Origin of the sequence: Natrinema marinum (assembly GCF_024296685.1) — an archaeon.
Classification (GTDB): Archaea; Halobacteriota; Halobacteria; order Halobacteriales; family Natrialbaceae; genus Natrinema; species Natrinema marinum.
Genome location: NZ_CP100763.1, coordinates 1,503,242 through 1,521,944 on the forward strand (window position 1 = coordinate 1,503,242; position 18,703 = coordinate 1,521,944).

Below are 18,703 nucleotides of genomic sequence, written 5' to 3' on the forward strand. Positions count from 1 at the left end.
TGATCCACTCATGATGGTACCGGTCCGGTGTTTCACCTGTGGCAACGTCGTCGCCGAACACTGGGAAGAGTTCGACGAGCGAGCCAACGAGGGCGACGAGGACCCCGAGAAGGTTCTCGACGAACTCGGCGTCGACCGCTACTGCTGCCGGCGGATGCTCGTCAGTCACACCGACCTCGTCGACATCGTCTCCCCGTACCAGTAACCAATGCAACAGCAACAACACAACCGCTACGAAAAGGCACGCATCCTCGGCGCGCGAGCGCTGCAGGTCTCCTACGGCGCACCGGTGCTGATCGAGACCGAGCAGACCCAACCGATCCTCATCGCCGCCGAGGAGTACGACGCGGGCGTGCTGCCGTTTACCGTCAAGCGGGGGTACGACCGCAAATGACGCTCGTCACCGACGTTCGACTGCGTCGGATCCTCGACTCGCGGGGCAACCCGACGGTCGAGGCCGACGTGGTCACCGAAAGCGGCGGCTTCGGCCGCGCCGCGGCACCCAGCGGTGCCAGCACCGGCGAGTACGAGGCCGTCGAGCGGCCGCCGTCCGAGGCGATCGCCGCGGCTCGAGAGCGCGCCGTGCCCCGACTCGTCGGCGAGGTCTACGCGGGCAACCAGCGCGAGGTCGACGCCGCGCTTCACGCCGCCGACGGCACCGACGACTTCTCGGAGATCGGTGCCAACAGCGCGGTCGCCATCTCGATGGCCGCCGCGAAGGCCGGTGCCGACGTGCTCGGCGCGCCGCTGTTCCAGCACCTCGGCGGCACCTTCCGCGGCGAGAACTTCCCGATCCCGCTCGGGAACGTCGTCGGCGGCGGCGAACACGCCGCCGATGCGACCGACATTCAGGAGTTCCTCGCGGCACCTGTCGGCGCACCCAGCGTCGCGGATGCCGTCTTCGCCAACGCAGCCGTCCACGCCGCCGTCTCCGAGCTACTCTCCGAGCGGGGCGTTCCCTGCGGCAAGGGCGACGAGGGCGCGTGGGCACCGTCGATCGACGACGGCGAGGCCTTCGAGATCGTCGACGAGGCCGTCTCGCAGGTCGAAGACGAGGTCGGTTTCGAGATCAAATTCGGGCTCGACGTCGCCGGCGCGGAGCTGTACGACGCCGACTCGGAGACCTACGAGTACAGCGACCGGAGCCGCGATACGGACGAGCAGATCGCGTACATCGCGGAACTGGTCGACGAGTACGACCTCGTCTACGTCGAGGACCCACTCGACGAGGACGACTACGACGCCTTCGCCGACCTCACCGATCGAGTCGGCGACCGGACGCTGATCTGCGGTGACGACCTGTTCGTCACCAACACCGATCGGCTCCGCGAGGGGATCGACCGCGACGCGGCCAACAGCATCCTGATCAAGCCAAATCAGATCGGGACGCTCTCGGACGCGTTCGACGCGATCGAACTCGCGACCGAACACGGCTACGACTCGGTCGTCTCCCACCGGTCGGGCGAGACCGAAGACGCGACGATCGCACACCTCGCCGTCGCGACCGACGCGCCCTACATCAAGACGGGCGCCGTCGGCGGCGAGCGAACCGCAAAGCTCAACGAGCTCATTCGAATCGCAGACGACGCGACATGACAGATAACGACGCAACCCAGGAAGGGCTCGACGCCGCCGAGGAAGACATCGACGAGGAGCCAGCCGAAGGGGCTGGCCCCGCCGCCGAGGAGGACGTCGAGCCTGCAGCCGAACAGCCCGCAGACGCCGAGGGAGCACCCGCGGCCGACGACGAACCAGCCGACGACGCCGAGGACGCCGGACCGACCCTCGACGACGACGTGATGTCCGACGAGGAGGCGGACCTGCTGATCCCCGTCGAGGACTACCTCGGCGCTGGCGTCCACATCGGGACCCAGCAGAAGACCGCGGATATGGAGCGGTTCATCCACCGCGTCCGCACCGACGGTCTCTACGTGCTCGACGTCTCGAAGACCGACGGCCGCATCCGCACGGCCGCGGACTTCCTCGCGAACTACGACCCCGAGCAGATTCTGGTCACCTCGAGCCGCCAGTACGGTCGCTTCCCGGCCGAGAAGTTCGCCGAGGCCGTGGGCGCACGCGCCCGCACCGGCCGCTTCATCCCCGGCACCCTGACGAACCCGAAGTACGACGGCTACATCGAGCCGGACGTGCTGGTCGTCACCGACCCGATCGGCGACGCCCAGGCCGTCAAGGAGGCCATCACGGTCGGCATCCCGGTCATCGCGATGTGCGACTCGAACAACCAGCTCAGTAACGTCGACCTCGTCGTCCCGACGAACAACAAGGGTCGCAAGGCCCTCTCGGTCGTCTACTGGCTGCTCGCAAACGAGGTCCTCGACCGCCGCGGTGCCGAGCCGTCCTACTCGCTCGAGGACTTCGAGAGCACGGTCTAACGTTCGGTTTCGACGCTGTTCGTTTTCCAGCCACTCGTTTTCCAGCCACAGCTACCCGAAATAAGGGCCGACGGCCGATCGCGGCCGGCCGCTGTCGAGCGGTCAGATTATCCCGCGGCTTCGAGCAACTCCTCGACCAGTTCCGCAGCGTCGGCCGCCGTCGGACCGAAGACGTACGTCGCGGGTTCGATCCCGAACGCCCCGCGATGGTAGGTGATCCGCGGAACGGTCCCGCGCTCTTCGAACCGCGTTCGGAGGTGGTCGGCGCGGTCCTCGTAGTCGGCGTCGAACTCGAGCGGATCGATCCCCATCGATTCGGCGGCCGCGAGCAGATCGTCGTCGGTGGCGATGTTCGTCGCACCGCGGACGGCCGGGTCGACGCCGTTGGCGGCGAGCACCGCGGTCGCGACGTGTTTCGACGCGCCGAACTCGGGGTTGGCGGGAATCTCGATCCGACCGCCCATGGCGTATATCCGGCCGGGGACGGCCGCCACGTCGGTCTCGTCGTCGGGGTTTGGCAGGCACATTCCGACGTTGGTGCCGACGTTGGGGATAGCCTCGGCCATGGCCGGAATCGCGGCGAGCGTCCGCGCGGCGGTGCGGACGTTCGCGAGCACGTCTCGCTCGGCACGGATATCGGGATCGAGGCCGCGCACGCAGAGATCACAGCCCAATCCCCGAAGCTCGGGCATGACTTCCTCGTGAAGCTCGCAGATCGGACCGCGGTCCTCCAAGCTGCGGACGAGCGAGAGGAGTTCCGCGAGCGCGTCGTAGCCGTCCATCTCGCCGCTTGCGAGTCCGTCGGCGATGCGGTCGACGGTCGCGGCGGTCTCCGGGTCGTCGCGAAACCGGTCATCGCCGCCGCCCTCGCCGGCGACGTACTTGCTGACGGCGGCCTGCGTGACGCCGAGTTCCGCGGCGACCTCCTGTTGGGTCAGTCCGCGGTCGGCGAGGCGGGTCGCCAGCATCGCCCGCACCGTCGGGAGGAACCGATCGACGACGAGCTCACTCGGTAAGACGAGCGACATACGACCGACCTTCGAGCGCAACGCCTTAAAATCCGACTACAGCGGCGGCCGCAACGGGACGAGGGTCAGCGGCGACACAGACAGCTATTAATCGTCGTCGTTCGAACGGCCGGCCATGACACTCTCGAGCGCTCCCGGCAAGGTGTACCTGTTCGGGGAGCACGCGGTGGTCTACGGCGAACCCGCCGTACCGTGTGCGATCGAGCGGCGCGCGCGGGTCGAGGTACAGCGACGCGACGACGAGAAGCTCCGCGTCCACGCCGAAGACCTCAGTCTGGACGGCTTTACTGTCGAGTACGACGGTACGGCAGGGAACGGACCCGACGTGGACGTCTCGGAATCGCTGATCAGCGCCGCGATGGGCTACGTCGACGGCGCGATCGAGCAGGTCCGCGAAGTCACCGGCGAGGACGAGGTCGGCTTCGACGTGACGATCGAGAGCGACATCCCGCTGGGCGCGGGGCTGGGCTCGTCGGCGGCGGTCGTCGTCGCCGCCATCGACGCCGCGGCCCGCGAACTCGGTGTCACCCTCGAGACGGACGAACTCGCGGAGCGCGCCTACTGGACGGAACATCAGGTCCAAGACGGGCAAGCCTCGCGAGCGGACACGTTCTGCTCTGCGACCGGCGGCGCGGTCCGCGTCGAGGGCGACGACTGCCGCACGATAGAGGCTCCCGATCTGCCGATCGTGATCGGATTCGACGGCGGCGCGGGCGACACCGGCCAGTTGGTCGCGGGCGTTCGCGACCTGCGCGAGGAGTACGACTTCGCCGCGAGCACGGTCGAAGCGATCGGCAACATCGTTCGAAACGGGGAGGACGCGCTCGCGGCCGGCGACATCGAGGAACTCGGTCGGCTGATGGACTTCAATCACGGGCTGCTGTCCGCGCTGGGCGTCTCCTCGCGCTCGCTCGATACGATGGTCTGGGCGGCCCGCGACGCGGGCGCACGCGGCGCGAAGCTGACCGGTGCCGGCGGGGGCGGTTGTATCGTCGCGCTGGACCCGACCGAGGAGACGGAGACCGCCCTGTCGTTCACCCCCGGCTGTGAGGATACCTTCCGGGCGGAACTCGCCGACGAGGGGGTGTGCCGCCTCGAATGATCGTTCTCAAACTCGGCGGCAGCGTCATCACCGAGAAAGACCGCGCGGAGACGCTCGACGGCGACGCCCTGTCGCGGGCGGCCGACGCCATCGCGGCGGCGCTCGAAAACGACCGGGAAAACTTCGTGATCGTCCACGGCGGCGGAAGCTTCGGCCACCACAACGCCAGCGAACACGGCGTCAGCACGACCGCGGGGACCCGCGACGCCAACGCGGTGCTCGACATCCACGGTGCGATGACGACGTTGAACCGGTTCGTGCTAAGCCGGTTGCTCGAGCGCGGCGTAGGGGCGGTGCCGGTTCATCCGTTTTCGACGGCTCACCGCGACGGCGAGGGCCGGCTCGAACTGCCGACTGGGCAGGTCGAAACGATGCTCGCGGAGGGGTTCGTCCCCGTCCTCCACGGCGACGTGATCGCCCACGCGGGCGCGGGCGCGACCGTCGTCAGCGGCGACGAACTCGTGGCGACGCTCGCCCGCGACCTCGAGGCGGACCGAGTCGGCCTCTGTTCGACCGTTCCCGGCGTCCTGGACGAGGGTGACGCGGTGATCGACCGGATCGACGAGTTCGACGCCGTCGCCGACGTGCTAGGGGCCAGCGACGCCACCGACGTGACCGGCGGGATGGCCGGCAAGGTTCGAACGCTGCTCGAACTCGAGGCGAAAGCGTCGATCTTCGGGCTCGAGTCGCTCGAGTCGTTCCTCGAGGGCGCGGCTCCGGGGACGACGATCGACTGAGCGTGGGGGAAGAGGCGACGCGACGCCCGCTTACCGCGTCCAGAATCCGCCGGTGAACATGACGAGGACGGGGATGATCTCGAGGCGGCCGATCCACATGAGGAAGATCATCAGGAGCTTCGACGGGATCGGGAACTCCGTGTAACTGCCGAAGGGGCCGAGGAAGCCGAATCCGGGGCCGATGTTGCCGATCGTCGCCAGGCTCGCGCTGAACGCCTCGAGGGGTGTGTCGACGAGTCGATTGGCGTCGAGCGCGATAAGAAGGGTCGCAATCGCGAAGATGAACAGGTAGAGGAAGGTAAAGCCGAGCACCCCCCGGATGGCGTCTTCATCGACGACGTTGCCGCCGAGTCGAATCGGGCGAACGACTTCGGGATGGGAGGCCGTAAACAGTTCTCGCCGGAGAATCTTGAAGACGATCAGCCACCGGACGACCTTGACGCCACCGCCGGTCGAACCGGCACAGCCGCCGACGAGCATGGCGAACAGGAGGACGATCTTCCCCGTCGAACTCCAGTCGACGAAATCGCTGGTCGCGTAGCCGGTTGAGGTCAATAGCGACGCGATCTGGAAGGCGCTCTGCCGGAGGGAGTTCTCGAGGATCCCTTCGGTCGCGCCGCCGAGGTCCAGTGTCGGGGCGGCACCCGTATAGAGGATCGCCGCGAGAAGAGCGGTGAGGCCGCCGATCGCGGCGATATACGCGCGAAATTCCGAGTTCCGGACGAAGCGGTGCCCTTCGCCGCTGAAGACGTGCCAGAACAGCGCGAAGTTCGTCCCAGCGACGATCATGAACGGCACGAACGTCCACTGGACGATCGCAGAGAACGCCGCGACGCTGTCGGCTTCCGGCGAAAATCCGCCCGTCGGCAGCGTCGTGAACCCGTGGGCGACGGCGTTGTACAGCCCCATCTCGGGTGCCAACCCGACTAGGTGGAGACCGTAGAGGATCGCCATGAAAACGACGGTGAACGCGAAGTAGACGAGCCAGAGGATGCGCGCCGTCTCGGCGATCCGCGGCGTAAGCTTCTGCAGTTGGGGCCCTGGCGCTTCCGATTCGACCAGCTGTGCGCCGCTGACCGCCAGTTCCGGCAGGATCGCGACCATCAACACGATGATCCCCATCCCGCCGAGCCACTGGGTGAGCTGTCGCCACATCATCACCGCGTGGGAGTGCTCCTCGAGCGAGATTTCGCCAAGAACGGTCGCCCCCGTCGTCGTGAAGCCGGACATCGATTCGAACAGCGCGTTGACCGGATGGGCGAGCGTCGACTCGGTTCCCCAACCGGCGATGACGTACGGCACCGCGCCGACGACGGCGACCGCGAGCCACGAGATCGCGACGAACAGCATCGCCTCGCGAACTTGTAGCTCCGGATCGCGGTCCAGCCGCTCCAGACCGTAGCCGACGGCGATCGTGAGCACGATCGTCGCGACGAACGGGACGATAGACTCCGCGTAGACGAGCGCGACGACGACCGGAACCACGAGCGGCACGGCGAGATACTTCAGGAGGGTGCCGACCAGCGCCACGCTGGCGCGCCAATCGGTCCGGAGCCTCATGGCGACACCTCGTCTCTGCGAGTGAGTCTGGACACTGTCTGTCTCGCCATTTCTGTCGGGTCGTATTAATCCATCGTGACTTCCCCTCGAGTGCGCCTCGAGTCCGAACCGACCGGTCGCGACCCCGCGAAACCAGGCGACGTATCTATATACTTTCCGTGTGTATTGGTACCAATGAACATACGATCGCCCAGCGTCCGTCGCCCCAACTCGTTTTACGACGTGTTCAGCGTCGTCGCCGCCGCAGTCATCATCATGGGGATCGTACTCGCGGTTCGGTACGGAACGGGCATGCGAGAAGCGCTGGTCGTCTTCATGGTGGTCGTCTTCGGATGGGCCGTCTGGGCGATGGAACGGATTCTGGCCGATTCCGGGTCGCGGGCCGGACAGAGACGGCTCCGACCCTGAGTACAGCGGTTTCAGCCGGCCGTCGCGGCCGGCGCACCGACCCCGGCACGAATGGGATGGCCGAAGCAGAACTCAGATCAGTTCGACGACCTCGTCGAGCACCGCCGCGTCGACGAAGACGATCACGTGATCGCCGGGTTCGACGACGGTCGAGCCGCGGGGCGTGATGTGATCGCCGCTACGCGAGATCGCGCCGATGACGACGCCCGGCGGGAGGTCGTTCGTCGCGGCGGCGATGTTTCGACCGACGAGCACGCTGTCGGCGCCGACCTCGATCTCGATGACCTCCGCGCGGTCGTGCTCGAGCATCGCCACCTTCTCGGTGTGATCGGTCCGGGTAAAGCGGATGATCTCCTCGGCGGTCTCCTCGCGGGGGTTGACCGCCACGTCGATGCCGACGGTCTCGAAGAGGTCGGCGTACTCGGCGGTCTCGATGACGGCGACCGTGCGGTCGACGCCGAGGCGCTCGGCCAGCAGGGAGACCAGCAGGTTCTTCTCGTCGCTGTCGAGGGCGGCGATGACGACATCGGCCTCGTCGACGTGTTCGCGGGCCAGGAAGTCAGCGTCGGTCGCATCGCTTTCCATGACCATCGTGTTCGGGAGCGCCTCGGCGACCTCGCGGGCGCGCTCGTGGTCGCGCTCGATCAACCGCGGGCGAAAGCCGTGATCTTCGAACTCGCGGGCGGCCTGAAAACCGATCTCGCTGGCACCGACGATGACGACCTCTTCGGCGTCCTCCGGCGTCGTCGCGACCTCGTCTGCGAAGGCGTTGATCGAATCCGGGCTGCCGATGACGACGATCCGATCGCCGCCCCGGACGATCGTGTCACCGCGAGTTACGATCATCTCGTCGTCGCGGAAGATCGCCGCGAAGGTCAGCGAGTCGTAACGGTCGGCCTCTCTGACGGTCCGGTCCGCGATCGGGCTGCCCGCGGGGATGTCGAACTCGGCCATGCGGACGAGGCCGCCGGCGAACGTATCGACGTCGTGGGCGCTGGGCAGACCCGAAATACGGAAGATCGTCTGTGCGGTCAGCAGGTCGGTACAGACCATGAAGTCGACGCCGAAGGCGCCCTGCGAACTCCGCCAAGTCTCGAGCAGCGTCCGGCGTCGCACCCGTGCGATCGTGAATACCTCGGTAACGGCCTTCGCCGCCCCGCAGACGACCGCGTTCGTCTCGTCGTTGTCCGTACAGGCGATAACGAGCCCCGCCTCCGCCAGCCCCGCCTCGCGCAGCACCTCGAGGTCGGTGCCGTCGCCCCGGATCGTCAGCACGTCCAGCGAGTAGGTAAGTTCCTCGACCACGGCGCCGTCGCGGTCGACGACGGCCACGTCGTGGGTGTCTTCCAGATTGGCGGCAATCGACCGGCCGACCTCGCCGGCCCCGACGATGATTACGTACACGACGATTCCTCCGAAATCATAGTTGCTGCACACCGTTTTCGAGGCGACCGGCAAATGGATTTCGATGCCGAAAGCGCTCGTCGTGCGCGCGGGTCTGTGCGCGAACGCGCGGCTGAGCGGCCGAGAGAGGGAATCGACGAGTCGACGACCCAACCCGCTGCGTTTTTAACACCCGGCCGTGTACGTTGAGGTAGCGAAACCCGCGGGCAAGTGCGTTCGGGACTCACGATGTCGTGAGTCGCCGACGGCGGACCGGCCGCCGTCCCGGGCGCATAGCGGGATGGCCGACGCGCTGCAAGACGCCGGGGCCGCACAACCGGGAGTCCGCGGACCGTTTCGATGAGAGTCCACTACGCGGCTTTCAGTGCTACGAACCATGGAAATCGAAATTGCAACCATTGGCGGCTACGAAGAAGTCGGTCGGCAGATGACTGCCGTCCGCGCCGGCGACGACGTCGTCATCTTCGACATGGGTCTGAACCTCTCGCAGGTCCTGATCCACGACAACGTCGAAACCGAACGAATGCACAGCCTCGACCTGATCGACATGGGCGCGATCCCCGACGACCGGGTCATGAGCGACCTCGAGGGCGACGTGAAAGCGATCGTCCCAACCCACGGCCACTTGGACCACATCGGTGCCATCTCGAAGCTGGCTCACCGATACAACGCGCCGGTCGTCGCGACACCGTTTACGATCGAACTCGTCAAACAGCAGATCGAGGGCGAACAGAAGTTCGGCGTCGAGAACGACCTGATCAAGATGGAAGCCGGCGAGACGATGTCGCTTGGCGACTCCGGGAAGGTCGACCTCGAATTCGTCAACGTCACCCACTCGATCATCGACGCGATCAACCCCGTCCTCCACACGCCCGAGGGCGCGGTCGTCTACGGGCTGGACAAGCGCATGGACCACACGCCCGTCATCGGCGACCCGATCGACATGGAGCGGTTCCGTGAGATCGGCCGCGAGGGCAACGGCGTCCTCTGTTACATCGAGGACTGTACCAACGCGAACAAGAAGGGACGGACCCCCAGCGAGCGAGTCGCCCGCGAACACCTCCGCGACGTTCTCTACAGCCTCGAGGACTACGACGGCGGCATCGTCGCCACCACCTTCTCGAGTCACATCGCCCGCGTGAAGTCGCTCGTCGAGTTCGCCGACGACATCGGCCGACAGCCCGTCCTGCTCGGCCGCTCGATGGAGAAGTACTCCGGCACCGCCGAACGACTGGACTTCATCGACTTCCCCACCGACCTGGGGATGTTCGGCCACCGCAAGTCCGTCGACCGCACGTTCAAGCGGATCATGAACGAGGGCAAGGGCGACTACCTGCCCGTCGTCACCGGCCACCAGGGCGAGCCCCGCGCGATGCTCACCCGGATGGCCCGCGGCGAGACGCCCTACGAACTGGACGACGGCGACAAGGTCGTCTTCTCCGCCCGCGTCATTCCGGAGCCGACCAACGAAGGGCAGCGCTACCAGGCCGAGAAACTGCTCGGCATGCAGGGCGCACGCGTCTACGACGACATCCACGTCTCCGGCCACCTCAATCAGGAAGGCCACTACGAGATGTTAGACGCCCTCCAGCCCCAACACGTCATTCCGGCCCACCAGGACATGAGCGGCTTCTCGAGCTACGTCAACCTCTGCGAGAGCGAGGGCTACAAGATGGGGCGCGACCTCCACGTCACGCGAAACGGGAACCTCATCCAACTCGTCGACTGATATGACGAGCCCCGAGGCACGCGAAGAGGCGGTGCTCGAGGCGGTCCGGCAGCGCCGCGAGCAAGTCAACGAAGCGATCCCCGAGGAGTTGCCGATCCAGCGGCCCGAGCGACTCTACGAGGCCTCACGGTACCTCCTCGACGCGGGCGGCAAACGGCTGCGGCCCGCCGTCCTGTTGACGACCGCGGAGGCCCTGGCCGACGTCGACCCGCTCTCGGCGGACTACCGGTCGTTCACGCCGCTCGACGATGGGGATGCGGTCGACGTGATGGCCGCCGCCGTCAGCGTCGAGGTCATCCAGTCGTTTACCCTGATCCACGACGACATCATGGACGACGACGACCTCCGGCGCGGCGTCCCAGCCGTCCACAAGGAGTACGACCTCGAGACGGCCATTCTGGCCGGTGACACGCTCTACTCGAAAGCCTTCGAGATCATGCTCGAGACGGGGGCCGAGTCCGACCGCATCGTCGACGCGCTCGACGTGCTCGCGACGACCTGTACGAAGATCTGCGAGGGCCAGTCGCTGGACGTCACCTTCGAGGAGCGCACCGACGTCTCGCCCGACGAGTACCTCGAGATGGTCGAACAGAAGACCGCCGTGCTGTACGCCGCCTCCGCGTGTCTCCCCGCGATCTTGCTGGGCGCCGACGACGACACGATCGACGCGCTCTACGGTTACGGTCTCGACATCGGCCGCGCGTTCCAGATCCAAGACGACGTGCTCGATCTAACGGTCCCCAGCGAACAACTCGGCAAGCAGCGCGGGAGCGACCTCGTGGAGAACAAACAGACGCTGATCACCGTCCACGCCCGTGAACAGGGCGTCGACGTCGATGACTTGGTCGATACCGACGACGTGGACGCGGTCACCGAGGCCGAGATCGACGACGCGGTCGCCGAACTCGAGGCGGCCGGCTCGATCTCCTACGCCAACGACACCGCCCGCGACCTCGTCGAACAGGGCAAGGAGCGACTCAAGGTCCTGCCGGACAACGAGGCCCGCGACCTCCTCTGTGAGATCGCTCACTACCTGATCGAGCGCGGTTACTGACGCGCTCGACGGCTACGGGCCGTTTTTCGAAGCGCTGTTCTCGAGCGGCGGCCGAACTCACCGCTCGATATCGTCCGGGTCTTTTTGCGGATACCGTTCCGAGCGACGGACATGACTGACGATTCCGCCAGCGGCCGGGAGCCAAGTTCGTCGCGCCGCCGGTTCCTCACCACGGCCGCCGCGGCCGGCTCGATCGCGACCGCCGGCTGCGTCGGCTCGCTGCTCGGAGCCTCGACATCGAACGAGATCGAACCCGAAGAGCCGAGCCAGCCGCGCAAAGGAACCCCTGGCGAGTTCTACGCGCTCGTCGAACGAAACGACATTCCCGTCGAGTCGCTCCGCTGGGACGACGCCGATCTGGTGTTGCGATATCGCTCGAGCGCGGAGACCGAGTCGGAGTCGACGACCGAGATCGAGATCATCACGACGGTCTACAACGAGAATCTCGTGAAAAACGACGCCGAGGTCGGGATGCTCTACGCGGAGATCGCGAACCCCTTCGACGGGCAGGCTCGCGGCTGGGGCGTTAAGACGGAGTGGTGCGAGCGGTACAACGCGGCCGTTGCGGGCAGTTCGGACGAGAGCGATGACGAAACGACCGAGCCGAGTAGCGGCGACGGTACCGACAGTGGCAACGGCACCGAGAGCGACAACAGTACCGACGAATCCGCGGAGATGTCGGTGGCGGACTCGGCCGCGATGATCCTCATGAGTAACGTCCTCAACACGCGGGTTTACGAGGAGGACCTCGAGGGCTGACGCGACGGGAGAGGTGGCGAATCGCGAGGGTTTTGGGCCGGGCGCGAATACCGCTCGGTAATGGACGACGAGTTACGCGAGCGCGTCGAGCGCGAGGCAGAAAAGCACGCGCTGTTGAACGCCGTGAAACACGAGAGCGACGCCGACGTGGGCGCGATCATGGGGCCGCTGATGGGCGACAACCCCGACTTCCGCGAGCACGGCGACGAGATTCCGGGCATCGCCGGCGGCGTCATCGGCCGGGTCAACGAGTTAGACTACGAAGAGAAACGCGAGCGCCTCGAGGAACTGGCCCCCGAGGAACTCGCCGAGATCGAAGCGGAGGAGGAGGAAGACGAACACGACCTCCCGGACCTGCCCAACGCTGACGAGTACGACGATATCAGGATGCGGTGCGCGCCGAACCCGAACGGCCCGTGGCACGTCGGCCACGCCCGGATGCCCGCCGTCATCGGCACCTACCGCGAGCGCTACGACGGCTGGTTCTGCGTCCGGTTCGACGATACCGACCCCGAGACCAAGCGACCGGATCTCGAGGCCTACGACGCGATCCTCGAGGATCTCGACTATCTCGGCTTCGAACCCGACGCGACCTACAAGGCCAGCGACCGCCTCGAGACCTACTACGACCACGCCCGCGACCTGATCGAACTGGGCGGGGCCTACACCTGCTCGTGTTCGGGCGAGGAATTCTCCGAGCTGAAGAATTCGGGCGAGGCCTGTCCCCACCGCGACAAGGACGTCGAGACCGTCCTCGAGGAGTTCGAGGCCATGATCGACGGCGAGTACGAAAGCGGCGAGCTGGTCCTCCGGGTCAAGACCGATATCGAACACAAGAACCCCGCGCTACGGGACTGGGTGGCCTTCCGGATGATCGATACGCCCCATCCCCGCGAGGAAGCGAGCGAGTACCGCTGCTGGCCCATGCTCGACTTCCAGTCGGGCGTCGACGACCACCTCCTCGAGATCACCCACATCATCCGCGGGATCGACCTGCAGGACTCGGCGAAGCGCCAGCAGTTCGTCTACGACTACTTCGCCTGGGAGTATCCCGAGGTGATCCACTGGGGCCACGTCCAACTCGACGATTACGACGTGAAAGTGAGCACGTCGACGATTTCCGAACTGATCGAGGACGGCGAACTCGACGGCTGGGACGACCCTCGCGCGCCAACGTTGCAGAGCCTCCGACGGCGCGGCATCCGCGGCGAGGCCATCGTCGAGGCGATGACCGGCCTCGGCACCTCGACCACTGATGTCGACCTCGCGATGAGCTCGATCTACGCGAACAACCGCGACCTGATCGACGAGGAGACCGACCGACGCTTCCTCGTCCGCGAGGGCAACCAGATCCCCCTCGGCGGCAGCCCGCCGGACGAGGCGAACCCGCCGCTCCATCCGAACCACGAAGAGCGCGGCGTCCGCGAGATCCCTGTCGGCGACTCCGTCTTGCTCGAGCCCGAGGACCTCCCCGGACGCGAGGAGCGAATCTGGCTCAAGGGTCTGGGCTGTTTCCAGTTCACACGCGACACTCTCCAGTACACGGGCGAGGACATCGATGTCGTCCGCGAGGGCGACGTGGACGTCGTCCACTGGGTGCCCGCGGGCGAGAGCGTTCCCGTCCGCATGCGGACGATGGACGGCGACGTGACGGGGCGAGCAGAGCCCGGCGTCGGCGACCTCGAGCCCGACGAGATGGTCCAGTTCGAACGCGTCGGATTCGCGAGGATTGACCGGCACGACGAGGAGGAGACGGTCGCGTACTACGCGCACCCCTGACTCGAGCGCGAGACCGGACCCCTTCGAACCGATCGCTGTTCCTCCGAGACATCACTCGAGCAACTCGTCACCCAGTTCCGGATCGGGGTCGGCGACGATGCCGTCCTGTCGCCCCAGTACGCGGGCGTGGGCGGCGCAGACGAGCCGGTTCTCGTCCCAGGGGATGTGTAGCTCGACCGCGGCGGGGCGCTCGCAGTCGGCTTCGGAACACTCCATTACCCGTGCCAACGACACCCACGACTTCAGCGTTTCCCTCAGAGCAGGAAGACGCCGACGAGGAACCCGAAGAGGATCGACGCCGTCAGCAGCACTTGCACCACGGTTGACGCGAGGGTACCGACGGTCGTGTAGAGAGCTGACCGCGCGCTTCCCTCGAGTTCACCCTCTCGGACGAACTCGAGGGCGAAGACCGTCCCGAAGAGGCCGACGAGCAGCCCAACCGGGCCAGTCACTAGCATGAGGACGATACCGACGACGGCTGCGGCAGCGGCGGTCAGCCAGGACGCGCCGCCGGCTTTCGCGGCGATCGAGCCGCCGAAGAACTCGACGAGCGCCGTTATCAGCGCGATAGAAACGAGGACGGCGAAGGTGATGCTGCTCAATTCAGCGAACCCGGCCCCCCACCAGTAGAGACCGAGGCCGGCGAGCGAGAGCAGGCCGCTCGGGACCATCGGGACGGCCGCTCCGACGATCGCACCGAGGAGCAACGCGATCGCGATGACGGTGATAACCTCGACCATACCCGTCCAAAGGGCCGACGACGGCAAAACCGTACTGCCTTCAGTACTGTTAGGTATCAGGCACCGAACGTGTGGGTATGACCCAACAGCGCGGAGCGATCGTCGTCGGCGCGTCCTCGGGCATCGGCGAGGCGCTGGCCCGCCGGCTCGCCGCCGACGGCTACGAGATCGGCATGGCGGCCCGGCGGACGGAGCGAATGCGCCAGATCGGCTCGGAGCTACCGACCAAGGCCTACGTCGCGACGATGGATGTCACCGACACCGCGGACGCCCGCGAGGGGTTTTTCGAACTCGCGGCGGCTATGTCCTCGGTCGACGTCGTCGTCATCAGTTCCGGCGTCGCCCACGTTAACCGCGACCTCGAGTGGGGACCCGAACGCGAGACGATCGACGTCAACGTCCGGGGCTTTACGGCCGTCGCGACGGCGGCGATGGAGTACTTCGAGGGTACGCCCGACCACGCCAGCGCGGCCGACGGCCACCTCGTGGGCATCTCCTCGGTCGCGGCTCACTTCGGGACCGGCAACGTGCAGGCGTACAACGCCTCGAAGGCGTACGTCTCGACCTATCTCGAGGGGCTGCGCAGCCGTCAGGCCCAGCGGGACGCGGACGTGACGATCACGACCATCGAGCCGGGATTCGTCGACACGAAGCTCTCGCTGGGCGGCTTCTGGGAGTGTTCGCCGGAGACGGCCGCGGATCAGATCGCCCGCGCCATCCGCAAGAAGCGCAACCACGCCTACGTCACTCGACGCTGGCGGCTGGTCGCGGGGGTCCTCGATCTGGCTCCGGAGTGGCTGCTGCAGCGGCTGTTCTGAGTGGGGATCTCACCATCCGGCGCGATTAGTGGGGCTGGTTTTCTGACTCGGTCAGCGACTCCTCGATGCTCGCGACGAGCCGTGACTCGAATACAGCGTTGATGGGTATCAGTGACGCCCACGAGAGGACGGCCAGCGTCGGGTCGAACTGGGCGAGGGCGGCCGATCCGACGAGCACGATCGGCGAGATGAGAAACCGTGCCGCCTGAATCTCGACCGTTCGCGAGGTCAGTCCGGCTTCGAGGAGGCGTTTTCTGGAGACGTGCCCCCATAACAGCGCCAGCGAGAATCCCGTGAGCGCTAACACCCCCGCGTAGAACGCGATGCCGAAACCGTTCGGATAGGCGACGAACACGCTCGTTGCGTACGGAACGAACGCGACCAGGAGCAAGAACAGGAGATTGAGCCAGAGCACGCCGCGGTCGTGGCGCTCGACGTGGGCGAACACGCGCCGATGTAACGTCCAATAGAGGCCGATCACCAGAAAGCTCAGCGCGTACCCGACGAATTCGGGCCACTGCTCTGCGACGAGGTCGGGTACTACCGCGGCCGTAGTTCCGTCGGGAACCGTCGGAACACTGATCTCCAGCACCAGCAGCGTGATAGCGATCGCGATGACCCCGTCGCTGAGCGTGATCAGTCGGTCCGTTTCCTCGGATTCCGGGCGGAACGGAAGCGCCATGCGTGCTGTAGACCGCCGATCATCAATCCGTTTTGGCACTCCAATCGGGTATTTCCGGCAGAGCTGAACATCACATCGATGAACGACTGCCGCCGGTTTCACTCGATGAACGGGACATACGTCCCGTCCTTCTCGAGCCAACCACACCACGGATCGAATCGGCACCGGATACGCGCGTTCACTCGCCGACGAACCGATCGCGAACCGCGAGCGCCGCGTCTCCCCCGTAGCGATCGACCAGCGGGCAGACCGCGTCGCCGAGTGCCCGCATACACTGCCCCGTCGAGTGATACTCGAGGCGGTCGGCGACGGTGTCCCAGTCTCGCGCCTGCAACGCTCGCAGAACGAGTAATCGCTCCTCGCGGGCGGTCAGGTCGACGCTGTCGGGGTCGTCAATCAAGTATCGCACGACGACCTTGCGGAACGGACCGGGATCGGCGTCGAACAATCCGGGGCCGTAGGCGGCCCCCGCGACGACGCGCCACTCGTGATCCGAGAGTTCGAGCGACGGCCCCGCCCCGTCGCCGACGCTTCGAAGCACCGCGCGGGCGACATCTGGCTCGAGATCCGCGAGCGCGTCCGAACAGAGGGCGTCGAACCGGCGTGCGAACCAGTCCGCATGACGGTCGTGCAGCGCCCGCCCCGCCTCGCTCGTCGGCGCGAGCATGAGCGCGGAGTACTCCCCGCTGGCGTCGTTGCGGGTCGTCGAGACGTGGACCGCCCGGTAGCCGTTCGCCCGCCAGAACTCGAGGAGACCGGGCGTCGCGCCGAAGCCGGTGCCGAGCCAGTCGATCGAGTCCGAGAACTCCTCGCGGACGCGCTCGAGCAGGCGCGAGCCCAACCCCCGTGACCGGGCGGCGTGGTGGGTCGCGATGCGGACGACGCGGACGCCGGCCGGCTCGCCCGCGGCCTCGTCGCGCACCTGGCTCGTTAGCACGTCCGGGAGCATGTTCCCGCGGACGCGGCCACCCTCGTACATCATCGCCCGCGTTTCCGGCGAGAGGGCACCCTCGCGGGCGAGCAGCGCGACGCTGACGACGTGGCCGTCGTGGACCAGGGCGCGCGCCTCGAGGTTCGGGGCGTCAAGCAGGCGCGCGAGATCGTTGGGCTCGGTCCGGTAATGGGCGAGGACGAGCAGGCCGAATGCCTCGCGGAGCAGGCGTTCGTCCGCGAGGAGGGCGTCGGGCTCGAGTCGCCGATACTCGACGGCTTCGGGTTCGGCGTCCGCCACGAGCGGCTCCACCGGCGGCCGGGCGTCGAGCAACAGCGCGCGGAACGCCCATACCTCGACGGGATCGCCGGCCGCGTACCTGATCGGCTCCACGAGCGTGCGCTCGGTCACCTCGTGATCGCTCTCGGCGAGTCGGTCCCGGAAGCGGACGGAAAAGCCGCGCCCGGCCCCTTCGTAGCCGTGGATCGTCGTCGCGAAGGCGACGCGATCGGCGGAAAGCAGCGCCTCGAGGGTTGCGACCGGGAGCGCGGCGGCCTCGTCGACGACGACGATATCGGCCGACTCGCAGGCGTCGACGGCGGCGGCGGGCTCGAGGAATCGGACCGTCCCGCCGGCAGCGGTTTCGATCCGGCCGGACTCGATCGTCGGCACACGGTCGTCGCCGTCGCCCGCAAGCGTCCGACAGAGTTCGCCCGCGCGGTCGAACAGTTCGCTCGCGTTCCGTTCGTCGGGGGCAGTCACGAGGACATCCTCTCCCGCGGCGGCGAACGCACCCGCTGCCAGCCCCGCCGCGCTGGACTTGCCCCGGCCCCGGTCGGCCTCGAGCACGACCGTCCGATTCGTCTCGAACAGCGATTCGAAGGCGGCGACGGCATCGGCCTGATCTGTCGTCAGGCAGGCCTCGTAGGTTGCAGCCGGAAACCGGGGATCGGGGGGCGGCGTCGGCGACTCCGGCGCCGCCCGCGGAGCCGGGTCAGTGAGCCCGTCAGCCTCGAGCCAACCGGCTTCGAGGTCGACGATCGCGATCCCGCGGTGGGCACGCATCGTGTCGACGAGGCGACGGCGAAAGCGGCCGGTCACGTCCGCGAGTTCGAACGGCGGGACGGCCAGCGAGGCGTCGAACCCGTCGCGGCGATCCGGCCAGGCCTCGAGCGAGGGCGTCAGCAGGACCAACAGGCCGCCACCGTCGACCGCCCCGACGAGTTTCCCGATCGCGTTCGGCCTGAGTTCGTCGTGAGCGTCGATCGCGACCACGTCCCGCGTCGTGCCGAGAAGGTCCCCCGCGTTGGCCTGGGGAAGCTGTTCGCAGCGAAGTCGGTCGTCCGGGCCGACGAGCGTGGTCCCGGTAATGGGGACGGGAAGGGCGTCGAGGATCGACTCGAGGGCGTCATAGCCGCGTTCTCGGGGGCCGGCCAGCACCAGCAGGCGGCGCTCGTTCGCTCGCCGCGCTTCCTCGCGAAGCCCTTCGGCGAGGCCGACGACGTCCACGTCCATGCGTCCGGATTGGGGCCACGAGGGTAATAGCCACCGGACCGCGACGGAGGAGCCGCGAAGTAAG

18 protein-coding genes and 1 pseudogene are annotated in these 18,703 nt (G+C 67.0%); 12 read left to right on the forward strand and 7 right to left on the reverse strand.

The features are described from left to right. Nucleotides 1–10: 10 nt before the first annotated feature. From NKH51_RS07415 to rpsB, 4 genes are read left to right on the forward strand one after another with little or no spacing between them, the layout of a single operon-like run. Nucleotides 11–205: a DNA-directed RNA polymerase subunit N gene (locus NKH51_RS07415; RefSeq protein WP_207269892.1), complete on the forward strand. Its 195-nt coding sequence runs from the start codon at nucleotides 11–13 to the stop codon at nucleotides 203–205. 3 nt (nucleotides 206–208) lie between these two features. Continuing rightward, nucleotides 209–394 (forward strand): DNA-directed RNA polymerase subunit K, encoded by a 186-nt coding sequence (locus NKH51_RS07420; RefSeq protein ID WP_006184680.1) that lies wholly within the window; start codon nucleotides 209–211, stop codon nucleotides 392–394. Then, nucleotides 391–1,596, forward strand: coding sequence for a phosphopyruvate hydratase (gene eno, locus NKH51_RS07425; RefSeq protein ID WP_254764604.1), 1,206 nt, complete (start codon nucleotides 391–393; stop codon nucleotides 1,594–1,596). Before NKH51_RS07420 ends, eno begins: the two co-directional genes overlap by 4 nt. Continuing rightward, nucleotides 1,593–2,393 (forward strand): 30S ribosomal protein S2, encoded by an 801-nt coding sequence (gene rpsB, locus NKH51_RS07430; RefSeq protein WP_254764605.1) that lies wholly within the window; start codon nucleotides 1,593–1,595, stop codon nucleotides 2,391–2,393. The genes eno and rpsB overlap by 4 nt, the downstream gene beginning before the upstream one ends. A 107-nt stretch (nucleotides 2,394–2,500) precedes the next feature. On the opposite strand, the gene NKH51_RS07435 is transcribed toward rpsB, so the two are convergent. After that, nucleotides 2,501–3,421, reverse strand: a complete 921-nt coding sequence (locus NKH51_RS07435) for a thiamine-phosphate synthase family protein (RefSeq protein ID WP_254764606.1) — start codon at nucleotides 3,419–3,421, stop codon at nucleotides 2,501–2,503. Nucleotides 3,422–3,533: 112 nt separating this feature from the next. Between NKH51_RS07435 and mvk the strand changes: the two are divergent. Next, nucleotides 3,534–4,523: pseudogene (gene mvk / locus NKH51_RS07440) on the forward strand (mevalonate kinase); the annotation flags it as partial. Then, nucleotides 4,520–5,260, forward strand: a complete 741-nt coding sequence (locus NKH51_RS07445; protein WP_254764608.1) for an isopentenyl phosphate kinase — start codon at nucleotides 4,520–4,522, stop codon at nucleotides 5,258–5,260. The pseudogene mvk and the gene NKH51_RS07445, both read left to right, overlap by 4 nt. Before the next feature lie 30 nt (nucleotides 5,261–5,290). On the opposite strand, the gene NKH51_RS07450 is transcribed toward NKH51_RS07445, so the two are convergent. Further along, entirely contained in the window at nucleotides 5,291–6,820 is a 1,530-nt protein-coding gene (locus NKH51_RS07450; RefSeq protein WP_254764609.1) for a TrkH family potassium uptake protein, read from the reverse strand. 174 nt (nucleotides 6,821–6,994) lie between these two features. On the opposite strand from NKH51_RS07450, the gene NKH51_RS07455 reads away from it, so the two are divergent. Beyond that, the gene (locus tag NKH51_RS07455; protein WP_254764610.1) at nucleotides 6,995–7,228 is read left to right on the forward strand and encodes a hypothetical protein; all 234 of its coding nucleotides are present in this window, start codon (nucleotides 6,995–6,997) and stop codon (nucleotides 7,226–7,228) included. 72 nt (nucleotides 7,229–7,300) lie between these two features. Here NKH51_RS07455 and trkA read toward each other — a convergent pair whose 3' ends face one another. Continuing rightward, nucleotides 7,301–8,632 (reverse strand): Trk system potassium transporter TrkA, encoded by a 1,332-nt coding sequence (gene trkA / locus NKH51_RS07460; protein ID WP_254764611.1) that lies wholly within the window; start codon nucleotides 8,630–8,632, stop codon nucleotides 7,301–7,303. Between the two features lie 376 nt (nucleotides 8,633–9,008). Between trkA and NKH51_RS07465 the strand changes: the two genes are divergently transcribed. The 4 genes from NKH51_RS07465 (at nucleotide 9,009) to NKH51_RS07480 (ending at nucleotide 13,953) form a co-directional block, all read left to right on the forward strand. Further along, nucleotides 9,009–10,361: a ribonuclease J gene (locus NKH51_RS07465; protein WP_254764612.1), complete on the forward strand. Its 1,353-nt coding sequence runs from the start codon at nucleotides 9,009–9,011 to the stop codon at nucleotides 10,359–10,361. A 1-nt stretch (nucleotide 10,362) separates the two neighbouring features. Then, nucleotides 10,363–11,415, forward strand: coding sequence for a geranylfarnesyl diphosphate synthase (gene idsA3, locus NKH51_RS07470; RefSeq protein WP_254764613.1), 1,053 nt, complete (start codon nucleotides 10,363–10,365; stop codon nucleotides 11,413–11,415). A 111-nt stretch (nucleotides 11,416–11,526) separates the two neighbouring features. Continuing rightward, entirely contained in the window at nucleotides 11,527–12,174 is a 648-nt protein-coding gene (locus NKH51_RS07475) for a DUF8159 domain-containing protein (RefSeq protein WP_254764614.1), read from the forward strand. A 60-nt stretch (nucleotides 12,175–12,234) separates the two neighbouring features. Further along, entirely contained in the window at nucleotides 12,235–13,953 is a 1,719-nt protein-coding gene (locus NKH51_RS07480) for a glutamate--tRNA ligase (RefSeq protein WP_254764615.1), read from the forward strand. A gap of 51 nt (nucleotides 13,954–14,004) precedes the next feature. Here NKH51_RS07480 and NKH51_RS07485 read toward each other — a convergent pair whose 3' ends face one another. Together NKH51_RS07485 and NKH51_RS07490 are read right to left on the reverse strand one after the other, a co-directional pair. Continuing rightward, nucleotides 14,005–14,169, reverse strand: a complete 165-nt coding sequence (locus NKH51_RS07485) for a DUF8014 family protein (RefSeq protein ID WP_254764616.1) — start codon at nucleotides 14,167–14,169, stop codon at nucleotides 14,005–14,007. Between the two features lie 38 nt (nucleotides 14,170–14,207). Continuing rightward, nucleotides 14,208–14,693 (reverse strand): DUF456 domain-containing protein, encoded by a 486-nt coding sequence (locus NKH51_RS07490; protein WP_254764617.1) that lies wholly within the window; start codon nucleotides 14,691–14,693, stop codon nucleotides 14,208–14,210. Between the two features lie 77 nt (nucleotides 14,694–14,770). Between NKH51_RS07490 and NKH51_RS07495 the strand changes: the two genes are divergently transcribed. Beyond that, a complete protein-coding gene (locus NKH51_RS07495) occupies nucleotides 14,771–15,511 on the forward strand; it encodes an SDR family NAD(P)-dependent oxidoreductase (RefSeq protein WP_254764618.1) in 741 nt (246 codons plus the stop codon). Nucleotides 15,512–15,536: 25 nt separating this feature from the next. On the opposite strand, the gene NKH51_RS07500 is transcribed toward NKH51_RS07495, so the two are convergent. Further along, nucleotides 15,537–16,193: a TMEM175 family protein gene (locus NKH51_RS07500; RefSeq protein ID WP_254764619.1), complete on the reverse strand. Its 657-nt coding sequence runs from the start codon at nucleotides 16,191–16,193 to the stop codon at nucleotides 15,537–15,539. Between the two features lie 178 nt (nucleotides 16,194–16,371). Continuing rightward, nucleotides 16,372–18,639, reverse strand: coding sequence for a tRNA(Met) cytidine acetyltransferase TmcA (gene tmcA / locus NKH51_RS07505; protein ID WP_254764620.1), 2,268 nt, complete (start codon nucleotides 18,637–18,639; stop codon nucleotides 16,372–16,374). Nucleotides 18,640–18,703: the final 64 nt, after the last annotated feature.

Coding starts and splice junctions, on each gene's coding strand:
- NKH51_RS07415 (WP_207269892.1), top strand. CDS start 11: ATGATGGTACCGGTCCGGTGTTTCACCTGTGGCAACGTCGTCGCCGAA.
- NKH51_RS07420 (WP_006184680.1), top strand. CDS start 209: ATGCAACAGCAACAACACAACCGCTACGAAAAGGCACGCATCCTCGGC.
- eno (WP_254764604.1), top strand. CDS start 391: ATGACGCTCGTCACCGACGTTCGACTGCGTCGGATCCTCGACTCGCGG.
- rpsB (WP_254764605.1), top strand. CDS start 1,593: ATGACAGATAACGACGCAACCCAGGAAGGGCTCGACGCCGCCGAGGAA.
- NKH51_RS07435 (WP_254764606.1), bottom strand. CDS start 3,421: ATGTCGCTCGTCTTACCGAGTGAGCTCGTCGTCGATCGGTTCCTCCCG.
- NKH51_RS07445 (WP_254764608.1), top strand. CDS start 4,520: ATGATCGTTCTCAAACTCGGCGGCAGCGTCATCACCGAGAAAGACCGC.
- NKH51_RS07450 (WP_254764609.1), bottom strand. CDS start 6,820: ATGAGGCTCCGGACCGATTGGCGCGCCAGCGTGGCGCTGGTCGGCACC.
- NKH51_RS07455 (WP_254764610.1), top strand. CDS start 6,995: ATGAACATACGATCGCCCAGCGTCCGTCGCCCCAACTCGTTTTACGAC.
- NKH51_RS07465 (WP_254764612.1), top strand. CDS start 9,009: ATGGAAATCGAAATTGCAACCATTGGCGGCTACGAAGAAGTCGGTCGG.
- idsA3 (WP_254764613.1), top strand. CDS start 10,363: ATGACGAGCCCCGAGGCACGCGAAGAGGCGGTGCTCGAGGCGGTCCGG.
- NKH51_RS07475 (WP_254764614.1), top strand. CDS start 11,527: ATGACTGACGATTCCGCCAGCGGCCGGGAGCCAAGTTCGTCGCGCCGC.
- NKH51_RS07480 (WP_254764615.1), top strand. CDS start 12,235: ATGGACGACGAGTTACGCGAGCGCGTCGAGCGCGAGGCAGAAAAGCAC.
- NKH51_RS07485 (WP_254764616.1), bottom strand. CDS start 14,169: ATGGAGTGTTCCGAAGCCGACTGCGAGCGCCCCGCCGCGGTCGAGCTA.
- NKH51_RS07490 (WP_254764617.1), bottom strand. CDS start 14,693: ATGGTCGAGGTTATCACCGTCATCGCGATCGCGTTGCTCCTCGGTGCG.
- NKH51_RS07495 (WP_254764618.1), top strand. CDS start 14,771: ATGACCCAACAGCGCGGAGCGATCGTCGTCGGCGCGTCCTCGGGCATC.
- NKH51_RS07500 (WP_254764619.1), bottom strand. CDS start 16,193: ATGGCGCTTCCGTTCCGCCCGGAATCCGAGGAAACGGACCGACTGATC.
- tmcA (WP_254764620.1), bottom strand. CDS start 18,639: ATGGACGTGGACGTCGTCGGCCTCGCCGAAGGGCTTCGCGAGGAAGCG.